Raw genomic sequence first — 2670 nt, 5'->3', positions numbered from 1 at the left:
AGAACCACAATGGCCTGATCCGGCGTTTTATCCCTGATTATTCCGGGGCGGCAGAGCCGCCTGTCCGGTGTGGCGGGAGCCGCCTGTCCGGTGTGGCGGGAGCCACCTGTCCGGACTTTCGGAGCCACCCCGGTGAATTATAGTTTACAGGTTACCTTGCTTTGGCCGGATCCAGTCCATAGACTTTTCTCATGGAGATGTCTTTGGAGGGATCAGCGCTCTCGATGTCGATCTTGTATGAATCGTAAGTGATTCGATCCATGATCGCATCGGCGAGAGTGCTCTCACCGCCGCAGATCTGTTGATACCACTCGCTCTCTCGGAACTGGGAGCAAAAGATTGTCGAGGATCTTTTGCGACGCTTGTGGATCAGCTCGAAGAGATTTTTCGCCTCGTCCTCCTTAAGACGGAGAAGGAGCCATTCATCGAGGATCAGTAGCAGCGGGTTGGTGTACTTCTTCAGCACAGTTTTAAAGGTTCCATCATCACGGGCTGTCTGGATATCCAGAAGCAGGTCGGGCAGGCGGACATACTTGACAGTATAGTACCTCTTACAGGCTTCCATGCCGAAGGCACAGGCCATGTAGGTCTTGCCGCTACCAGTTGCACCAGTGATGAAGATGTTGCGATACTCTGTGATGTATTCGCAGGTTGCCAGCCGTTCGATAAGGTCTTTGTTGAGCTTGCGACCGGAACGGTAGTCGATAGCGGCGATACTGGCATCGGGCTGTTCGAATTCGGCTCTTTTGATCAGCCTCTTCAGGCGGTTGTTTTTGCGGCTCGTATATTCCGCATCGACCAGCATGCCGAAGCGGTCATCGAACGGCACGTCCTTCATAGAGACGTCATCCTTCTGGATACGGAAGGAATCGGCCATGGTCGTAAGGCGCATTTCAATCAGCTTGTTGATGGTGCTCTCGTTGGTCATGATCTTTTACCTCCGTAGTATCTGGCGCCGCGGGTAATGCCGCGCGGTTTGGTCTATTCCTCCTGTTCCGGAGCAGCAAACGCTTCCGGATCCGCCTTCATGGCAGCAAGGAGATTTTTGATACTTTTGTAGCTGGGCCGGCCGCTGTAGGAAAGAGCACGTTCGCAAGCGGCTTCAAGGCGCTGCGGTGTATGCTTTTCCGCCAGCCTCAGCAGTCCCATACAGCTTCTGTAGGACTGCTGTTCGACCCTGCCGGAGGTAAGGACCGCGTCTACGACCTTACGTGTATTTGTTCCAATCTGATCCGCCCATCTGCGGAAACGGTCACCGTTCCACTCCAGATATTTCTGGTGGTCTTCGGGCATGTGCGCTGTGACTGTGGAATACTGACCGGCCCTGCCGTATAAACGGCGATGGGAAGCGATTCGGTCGTGGTTATAGAAAACTTCAATCGTGCTGTCTGTTGCACGCACATCGACCTTGTCTTTGATATACTGATAAGGCACGGAGTAGTACATACCGTCTACTGAGATGTGATAGTTGAACTGAACGGTGGCTTGCTTCCATTCGGCCAGTTCAAAGGGTGCGGCAGGCAAAGATGCCAGTAGTGGCTGTTCTTCCCCAAGAAACAGACTGAGCCTGCTGCATTCCTTTTTCTGGAACTGCCTGGCATTGTAGGCGGCGAGTTTCTTCCGGATGGCCTCGTTGAGTTCAGCCAGTGAGAAGAACTGCTCGTTCCGCAGTGCCGCGGTGATCCAGGTGGATATCTTGCCTACGGAACCCTCTACATTCGGTTTGTCCTTGGGACGGCGGACACGCGCCGGCAGAATCGCAGTATTATAATGCTCCGCCAGTTCGTGATACGTCGTATTGAGCACCGGTGTATACCAGTCGCTCTTTTTGTGATCGACAGCGGTGGTGCAGTTATCCGCCACCAGCATCGGGGTTACGCCGCCAAAGAATTCGAACATGTGGACGTGGGCTTTGATCCAGTTCCCTGTCCTCTCATTCATGAAAGCTTCGACGAAAGTATACTGGCTGTAGGTGAGAACACCTACAAACAGCCAGCAGTCTGTGATCTCGCCGGTATCCGGATCGATGATGTGAGCAGGATCGCCTGCCCAGTCCACTTCAATCTGTTCACCGGGTTTTCTGGGGATGTGCATAGTAGCACGCCGTTTCTGCTCATCCTTGCGGATGTATTCGCAGAACTGGGAATACATAAGCGGCTCGTCTCCGGACTGGCGGCAGAGCTCACAGTATTCGATCCACAGAAGCTTCTTGGTTACACCGTTTCGTAGAAGTTCTTTGCGGACGTAATCATAGTCAGGCAGACGCCGGTCTGTTGCTGACTTTTCCCGAGGGAACAGGAGTTCCTCGAGAGCGCTGTCAGTCATACCGTGATCGAGCGGCCATGAGATATTTAACTCAGACGCCCGATTCGTGACTTTGCTGACAGTGTTGCGAGAGACACCGCAGGAATGTGCGATGTTCCGCTCACTGAATCCCAGGCTCTTAAGCCGAAGGATCTCGCGATACTTAGGTCTCATATGGTGACCTCCTTTGAATGTAGTCACGCAAAAGCGTGCACATCCATTATAAAGGTCATCAAAAGCGGCTCTGAAAATCCGGAATCAGTGGCTCCCATTCTCCGGAATGGTGGCTCTCAAAGTCCGGACAGGTGGCTCAAAAGGGGCCGGGATAATCATTATCCCGAAGGGAAAGCGGATCGACAGCTATAG

2 protein-coding genes are annotated in these 2670 nt (G+C 53.2%); both read right to left on the bottom strand.

The window, feature by feature from the left end; genetic code table 11:
* Positions 1-151: 151 nt before the first annotated feature.
* Positions 152-928 carry an IS21-like element helper ATPase IstB gene (gene istB / locus HMPREF1986_RS11055; protein ID WP_021774941.1) on the bottom strand — a complete coding sequence of 259 codons (777 nt, stop codon included), beginning with the start codon at positions 926-928 and terminating at the stop codon, positions 152-154.
* 53 nt (positions 929-981) lie between these two features.
* A complete protein-coding gene (gene istA, locus HMPREF1986_RS11050) occupies positions 982-2478 on the bottom strand; it encodes an IS21 family transposase (protein WP_021774940.1) in 1497 nt (498 codons plus the stop codon).
* Between the last annotated feature and the right edge of the window lie 192 nt (positions 2479-2670).

Source organism: Oribacterium sp. oral taxon 078 str. F0263 (assembly GCF_000469565.1).
In the GTDB taxonomy this organism is placed as follows: domain Bacteria; phylum Bacillota; class Clostridia; order Lachnospirales; family Lachnospiraceae; genus Oribacterium.
The sequence above is the reverse complement of the archived record's forward strand: the minus strand, read 5'-3'. Positions and strand labels throughout refer to the sequence as shown.